Source organism: Hydrogenophaga sp., assembly GCF_051007235.1.
Classification (GTDB): domain Bacteria; phylum Pseudomonadota; class Gammaproteobacteria; order Burkholderiales; family Burkholderiaceae_C; genus Hydrogenophaga.
Genome location: NZ_JBPCSJ010000181.1, coordinates 1 through 6,981, shown reverse-complemented (window position 1 = coordinate 6,981; position 6,981 = coordinate 1). Strand labels below are relative to the sequence as shown.

The 6,981-nt window shown below is 68.6% G+C and carries 8 protein-coding genes and 1 pseudogene; 6 read left to right on the top strand and 3 right to left on the bottom strand.

Features of this window, described 5'->3' with window-relative positions; genetic code table 11:
• Positions 1 to 196: hypothetical protein (locus tag ACR2JA_RS06475; protein WP_434008286.1), on the top strand; the 196-nt coding region annotated here is incomplete at its 5' end.
• Positions 197 to 214: 18 nt separating this feature from the next.
• On the opposite strand, the gene ACR2JA_RS06470 is transcribed toward ACR2JA_RS06475, so the two are convergent.
• The 3 genes from ACR2JA_RS06470 to ACR2JA_RS06460 are packed head-to-tail and all read right to left on the bottom strand — an operon-like array spanning position 215 to position 1,412.
• Positions 215 to 787, bottom strand: coding sequence for a flavodoxin family protein (locus ACR2JA_RS06470; RefSeq protein ID WP_434008285.1), 573 nt, complete (start codon positions 785 to 787; stop codon positions 215 to 217).
• The gene (locus ACR2JA_RS06465) at positions 784 to 1,164 is read right to left on the bottom strand and encodes a type II toxin-antitoxin system PemK/MazF family toxin (RefSeq protein ID WP_434008284.1); all 381 of its coding nucleotides are present in this window, start codon (positions 1,162 to 1,164) and stop codon (positions 784 to 786) included. The genes ACR2JA_RS06470 and ACR2JA_RS06465 overlap by 4 nt, the downstream gene beginning before the upstream one ends.
• Positions 1,161 to 1,412, bottom strand: a complete 252-nt coding sequence (locus ACR2JA_RS06460; protein ID WP_434008283.1) for an AbrB/MazE/SpoVT family DNA-binding domain-containing protein — start codon at positions 1,410 to 1,412, stop codon at positions 1,161 to 1,163. Before ACR2JA_RS06460 ends, ACR2JA_RS06465 begins: the two co-directional genes overlap by 4 nt.
• A 96-nt stretch (positions 1,413 to 1,508) precedes the next feature.
• Between ACR2JA_RS06460 and ACR2JA_RS06455 the strand changes: the two genes are divergently transcribed.
• The 5 genes and pseudogenes from ACR2JA_RS06455 to ACR2JA_RS06435 form a co-directional block, all read left to right on the top strand.
• Complete coding sequence (locus tag ACR2JA_RS06455; RefSeq protein WP_434008282.1) at positions 1,509 to 2,648, top strand: NAD(P)/FAD-dependent oxidoreductase; 1,140 nt, start codon at positions 1,509 to 1,511, stop codon at positions 2,646 to 2,648.
• A gap of 172 nt (positions 2,649 to 2,820) precedes the next feature.
• Positions 2,821 to 3,285 (top strand): cache domain-containing protein, encoded by a 465-nt coding sequence (locus ACR2JA_RS06450; RefSeq protein ID WP_434008281.1) that lies wholly within the window; start codon positions 2,821 to 2,823, stop codon positions 3,283 to 3,285.
• Between the two features lie 60 nt (positions 3,286 to 3,345).
• On the top strand, positions 3,346 to 4,887 hold the full coding sequence (locus tag ACR2JA_RS06445; RefSeq protein ID WP_434008280.1) for a methyl-accepting chemotaxis protein: 1,542 nt from the start codon (positions 3,346 to 3,348) through the stop codon (positions 4,885 to 4,887).
• A 162-nt stretch (positions 4,888 to 5,049) separates the two neighbouring features.
• Positions 5,050 to 6,108 (top strand): ligase-associated DNA damage response exonuclease, encoded by a 1,059-nt coding sequence (locus ACR2JA_RS06440; protein ID WP_434008279.1) that lies wholly within the window; start codon positions 5,050 to 5,052, stop codon positions 6,106 to 6,108.
• Positions 6,109 to 6,166: 58 nt separating this feature from the next.
• Positions 6,167 to 6,981, top strand: a pseudogene (locus tag ACR2JA_RS06435) (ATP-dependent DNA ligase); the annotation flags it as partial.

The window sequence follows — 6,981 nt, the reverse complement described above, 5'->3', positions numbered from 1 at the left end:
CTCTTGGAGCATGGATACGAAACCATCCCCAACACACAGGCAAGTCGTCGTCATCCCAGACGCAATGCGGCATTTCAGCCGCGACGGACCTTTTGTTCGTCTCCTGGCGCTCTTGATCATCAAGCTGCCGCTCATCCTTGCCGCCAGTGCAGGACCTGTTTACTGGCTCGGGAGGACTCTTGGCTGGTGGGAATAGCAAGCGGTGCGTGACCAGTCAGGCGCCCACTGCATGCAAGAAACCGCTTGCTGCCGCGACCGCCTCCACATCCCCCTTCACCGCCTCCGGCGCCCCACCCTTGCCCCACAGCACCCCGGCCAGCGGCATGTCCAGGAACTTGGCGCACATCGCGGTCGAGTCGATCATGGGTTGGGCCTTCGCCCGGTCGCCGTTGGTGGCGATGAGCCACAGGCGTTTCTGGCTCATCTGCGCCTTGAAGTCCAGCCCCGGCACGCGCAGCCAGGCGCTCCAGTGGTCGAGGTAGGCCTTGAGCGTGGACGGAAAACTGAACCAGTAGACCGGCGCGACGAAAACCAAGTCGGTGCAGGCCAGGGTCTGGTCCAGCAGATGGCGCATCACGCTGCCGTCTCCGGGCATGGGGTAGCTGCCCACGGTGTGGCGCTGGTCGACGAATTCGGGGATGCCGGCGCGGGCCAGGTGCACCCAGGTCTGGGTGGTGTCGGCGGGCAGGCTGGCCGCGGCCTGGCGGGCCAGCCATTCGGTGTTGCCCATGTGGCCGGGTTCGCGGGTAGAGGCAACGAGAAAGAGAACGTGTTTCGAGCTTGTCATGTCAAAGCAATGATCTGGTTGAGCAGGCCGCGCACCTGAGCGAACACCACGTCGTTGAGCCGCTTCAACGGGTGGGGCGAAGCGTGTCGTGCGCGCCAGTCGAACGACTTGGGCTGGTGGCACAGCACGTAGCTGGTTTTGCCGGCCTTGGCGCCACCGGCCACGCCCGCTACCAAGGCAAACGGGTTGTCAGCGTTGTAGGCCGCCGTGGTCATGGGCAGACCGATGACGATCGAGGTGCGGTCGTTGAAGGCGCGGGGCGACAGCACCAGAAAGGGATGGATGTCGCGCATCTCCTGCCCAGCCTGGGGGTTGCAGTCGATCCAGATGATGTCTTGCCGGTCCGGCGCCCAGCCAACCGGAGCGCGCCTGGTCACCAACGCTCGGCTCCCACCGGCGCCGTGGCCATGGCCTCCCCACCGTGGCGGGCCGGGTCAAACCGCTTGAGCCGCTCTTCCAGCGACAGCTCGCCGGACGGCAGTGGCTCGATCACCACGCGGCCACCCTCCACTACCATGCGCACCTGCTGGTCCGCGTGCAGGTGCGCCTCACGTGCCACCGCCTGCGGCAAACGCACCCCGAGGTTGTTGCCCCAGTGCTTGATCGAAAGAATGGCTTCGGCCATGATGGACTCCTTGTTTATACAGAGTCTAAACATATCAATCAGCCGAAGCAAGGCATTCCACACCCCCCTGCCGCCCCTTCCGACAACAAGCCGCTCATGACCGCCACCACCCACGACTTCCTCATCCTCGGCGCCGGCATTGCGGGCGCCTCCATCGGCCACTTTCTGGCGCCGCACGGCCGCTGCGTGATGCTCGAACGCGAGGGCCAGCCGGGCTACCACAGCACAGGTCGCTCGGCGGCGCAGTTCATTGCCAGCTACGGGCCGCCGCAGGTGCGGGCGCTCTCCAGGGCCAGCGAGCCCTTCTTCCTGAACCCACCGCCGGGTTTCGCCCAGGCGCCGCTGCTGACGCCGCGCGGGCTGCTGACGGTGGCCGGCCCGGACGAGATGCACCACCTGGACGAAGCCTGGGCCACCTTGCAAAAGACCAGCACGCGCGGACAGCGCCTGAGCGCCGCCGAAGCCCTGGCCATGGTGCCGGCGCTGCGCCCCGAGAAGGTGACCGCGGCCATCCACGAGCCCGACAGCTTCGACATGGACGTGCACGCCATCCACCAGGGCTACCTGCGCGGCTTCCGGCACGCGGGCGGAACGCTGGTGTGCGATGCGGAGGTGGTGGCCATCGAACGCCGTGGCGACCTGTGGCAGGTGCGCACCGCGACGGGTGCCGAGTTCGCCGCGCCGGTGCTGATCAACGCCGCAGGCGCCTGGTGCGACGCGGTGGCGCAGCTGGCCGGCGTGACCCCCATCGGCCTGGTGCCCAAGCGCCGCACCGCCTTCACCTTTGCGCCCCCCGCGGGCGTGGACACCACCCACTGGCCGCTGCTGCTGGCGGCCGACGAAAGCTTCTACATGAAGCCCGACGCGGGCGCCCTGCTCGCCTCGCCGGTGAACCAGGACCCCACGCACCCGCAGGACGTGCAGCCCGAGGAACTGGACATTGCGCTGGGCCTTCACGCGCTGGAGACCTGGACCACGCTCACGCCCCGCCCAACCCACACCTGGGCCGGTCTGCGTTCTTTCGTGGCCGATGGCGAACTGGTGGGCGGGTTTGACGGGACAGCGCCAGGTTTTTTCTGGTGCGCGGCACAGGGCGGCTACGGCATCCAGACCAGCGCCGCCATGGGCGAGGCCTGCGCGGCGCTGGCGCGCGGCCTGCCGCTGCCGCCGCACATCAGCGACTGTGGGCTGACCACTGACATGCTGTCGCCCGCCCGGCCCACGCTGCGGTCCTGAGCCAAGGCCCACCCGGACAGCGCAAACAAACCGTTCAACCGGGCGCGCCGGGCTCAAGTTTTGGCGCTGGCGGACGTTAACCCAGGGGTGTATCGCAACGGACCACTGCCGGGCTCTGGCCTGGAGCCGGCAGCGGTCTTTTTCTTTGCCTCAACCCTCTGGAGCCCGTCTCATGAAATTGTTCTCCCGCGTCGCCACCCTCCTCGTCGCCTCCGTGCTCAGCGTCAGTGCTTGGGCCGCCGGTGCCACCAAGGCCGAAGCCCAGGCGCAGTCATCGGCTGCCCTGGCACACGTCAAGAAAGTCGGCCCGGAACAAGCCGCCAAGGACTTCAATACCGCCGCCGAGTGGAAGATCAAAGGCATCAACATCAACTTCGTGGACATGAAGGGTGTGGTGCTGGCCAGCTCGCTCAACGAGCGCCTGGTGGGCAAGAACACCTACGAGTCCAAGGACCCGAACGGCAAGGAATTCGTCAAGGAATTCATCGCCACGGTCCAGAGGGACAAGAACGGCGGCTGGGTGGACTACCAGTTCATCAACCCCGAGACCAAGAAGCTCGAAGATCGCGCGATGTTCGTGCGCAAGGTGGACGGCTTTGACGGCTTCATCGCCGTGGCCATTTCCTCCAGCAAGTAAGACGGGGCGCCTCGGCGCCCGACACCGGCTGTTGCACCCTTCATTTCCAGGAATCCCGCCATGCTCCAGCGCTTCAAGATCGGCACCCGCCTGTCTGCCGGTTTCGCCATCGTGATCGCCACCGCCATCCTGGCCTTCGTGGCCTCGGCGATGGTGGGTCAGGCAGGCCAGGCCGCGATTGTCCGGACCGAGGCGCAAGCCAGCGAGCGCACCGCGCTGGTGTCCCGCATGCGGGAGTCCCAGCTCATGCTGGCCTCGGCCATCCGCAGCGCCGGGCTGCAGACCGACGGGTCGCAGGTCAACCAGGACGTGGAGGCGTACCGCACCGCGCTCAAGGCGCTGGTGCAGGCCGAGGAAGCGTTTGCCCAGCTGGAAACCGATGCCAGCGAGCGCGCCCTGCTCGACAAAGCGTCCGCGCTGCGCAAGCAGGCCGAGCCGGTGGTGGACGAGGCCATCCGCTTCACCATGGCCTTTGCCGGTGACGAGGCGGCCAAGGCGCTGTCGGAGCGCTTCCTGCCGATCGAGCGGGAATGGGCCCAGCAGTTCGTTCAGCTCTCGGCACTGCAAGCCGAGCGCGCCGCCGCCGCCAAAAAGACCATTGCGGCAGAGAACCGCAGCCGGATCGCCTGGCTCTCCGGCATGCTGCTCGCCATCACCCTGGCGACCATCGGCTTTGCCGTGGCCATGACGCGTTCCGTGACGCGCCCGCTGCGCGAGGCCGCGGACATTGCCTCGCGTGTCGCCAAGGGCGACCTCGCGGTGCAGATCGACGTGACGGGCCAGGACGAGGCGGCCGACCTGCTGCGCTCGCTGCGCACCATGGCGGGCCAGCTGGCCAACATGGTGTCCGCCGTGCGCGAGACGGCCGAATCGATCGACCTGGCGTCCCGCGAGATCATGCAGGGCAACATGGACCTGTCTTCCCGCACGGAGACCCAGGCCTCGTCGCTGCAGGAGACGTCGGCCACCCTGAGCGATCTGTCCGGCGTGGTCGACCAGACCGCCAGCAACGCGCGGCTGATGCACGACCTCAGCGAACGCACGGCCAAGGTGGCGCACGACGGCGGGACCGCGATGGTCCAGGTGTCGGCCACCATGGAGCGCATCAGCGAGTCGTCGCGCCGGATTGGCGACATCATCGGCGTCATCGACGGCATCGCCTTCCAGACCAACATCCTCGCGCTGAACGCAGCGGTGGAAGCCGCTCGCGCCGGCGAACAGGGCCGCGGATTTGCCGTGGTCGCGGGCGAGGTCCGAAACCTGGCACAGCGCGTGACATCGGCGGCCGCAGAGGTCCGCTCGCTGATCGCCGAGTCCGTCGATCGCGTGGACAGCGGTGCCCGCCAGGTGCAAGGGCTGGGCAGCACCCTGACCGAACTGCAAAGCAGCGTCGAACAGGTCCGCACGCTGGTGAGCGAGATTTCATCGGCCTCGGCCGATCAGAGCCGGAACATCGCCCACGTGGACGAGGCCGTGCGCTCCATCGACCAGGCGACCCAGCAAAACTCGGCCCTGGTGGAAGAGGTGGCCGCCGCGGCCCAGAGCCTGGCATCCCAGACCGAGAACCTCACCGGTCTGGTCCGGAGCTTCCGCACCCGCTGAAACCCGGCGAAGCCGCCACGCCCCGGGGCATGGCAGCGCGCCCCCAAGCCCCACCGCCGCATGGCCGTGGGGTTTTTTGTTGGGCCGACGGGGGACGGGCAAGCAGGCCGTTACCCGCCCGGCCTACCGGGTTGCCGGCCATGCGGCACACTGCCGAACGCCATGGCCGCCACCCACACCGCCGCTTCGTCCGACCTCATCGTCGCCCGCCCCGAAGGCCTGTACTGCCCGGCGGGGGACTGCTTCATCGACCCCTGGCGGCCGGTGGAGCGGGCCGTGATCACGCACGGCCATTCGGACCACGCACGCTGGGGCCACGACCACTACCTCGCCCACACGCTCAGCGCGGGCACGCTGCGCCAGCGCCTGGGGGCGGATATTGCGCTGCAGACGCTGGACTACGGCGAGGTCATCGAACACCACGGTGTGAGGCTGTCGCTGCACCCGGCCGGGCACGTGCTGGGCTCGGCCCAGGTGCGGCTGGAGCATGCGGGGCGTGTGTGGGTCGCCTCGGGCGATTACAAGACCGAGGCCGACGGCACCTGCACCCCGTTCGAGCCGGTGCGCTGCAACACCTTCATCACCGAATCCACCTTCGGCCTGCCCATCTACCGCTGGCCGACGCAGGCGGTGCTGTTCGACGAGATCAACGCCTGGTGGCGCTGCAACGCGGACGAAGGCCGCGCCTCGGTGCTGCTGTGCTACGCCTTCGGCAAGGCGCAGCGGCTGCTGCACGGGGTGGACGCCAGCATCGGCCCCATCGTCGTGCACGGCGCGGTGGAGCCGCTGAACGCGGTGTACCGCGCGGCGGGCGTTGAGTTGTCGCCCACGCACCGCGTGACCGAACTCGACAAGACCGCGCTGCAGCGGGCACTGGTGGTGGCCCCGCCCTCGGCCCAGGGAACGCAGTGGATGAAGCGCTTTGGCGCCGACGCGGTGGACGCCTTCGCCAGCGGCTGGATGCTGGTGCGCGGCACGCGGCGGCGGCGCGGCGTGGACCGGGGCTTCGTCATGTCCGACCATGCGGACTGGCCGGGGCTGATGAGCGCCATCAAAGCCACGGGCGCCGAGCACATCCGCGTGACGCACGGCAGCGTGCCGGTGCTGGTGCGCTGGCTGACCGAGCAGGGGCTGGACGCGCAGGCCTTCGAGACCGAGTACGGCGACGACGATGTGGCGGACAAAGCCGCCGATGCGAAGCCCGAGGAGCCAGCGGCATGAGGCCCGCACGGCCGCCCGAAGAGGCTCGCGCCGCAGTCCGCCGGACGGAGGCTTTCTGATGCGGCGTTTCGCCACCCTCTACCGCGAGCTGGACGCCAGCACCGCCACACGCGAGAAGCAGTCAGCTTTGCAGCGCTACTTTGCCGAGGCACCGGCCGAAGACGCTGCCTGGGCGGTGTACTTTCTGGCCGGCGGCAAACCGCGCCAGACCGTGCCCACACGCGCATTGCGCGAGCAGGCGCTGGCGGCCACGCGCCTGCCCGAATGGCTGTTTGAAGAGAGCTACCAGACCGTGGGCGACCTGGCAGAAACCGTGTCGCTGCTGCTGCCACCGGCCAGCGCGCCGGTGGAGCGCGGCCTGGCAGAGTGGCTGACGCAGCACCTGCTGCCGCTGCGCGGCCTGCCGCCCGAAACGCTGGCCGAACGCTTGCGCGCGCAGTGGGGCGCGGTGGCCGATGACCAGCGCTTCGTCTACCTCAAGCTCATCACCGGCGGCTTCCGCGTCGGCGTGTCCAAGCTGCAGGTCACGCAAGCGCTGGCGGCGGTGGCGGGTGTAGACGCCAAGCGCGTCGCGCAGCGGCTCATGGGCTACACCCACATCGGCGCGCAACCCACCGCCGCCGACTACGCGGCGCTGGTGGCGCCCGAAAGCCCCACCGAACAGAACCAGCAGACCAGCGGCCAGCCCTACCCCTTCTTCCTCGCCCACCCGTTCAACGAAGCACTGGACCTGTTCGACGAACTGCTCGGTCCGCCCACCGACTGGCAGGTGGAATGGAAGTGGGACGGCATCCGCGCGCAACTGGTGCAGCGCGCGGGCCAGGTCTGGCTGTGGTCGCGCGGCGAAGAGCTGGTGACCGAGCGCTTCCCCGA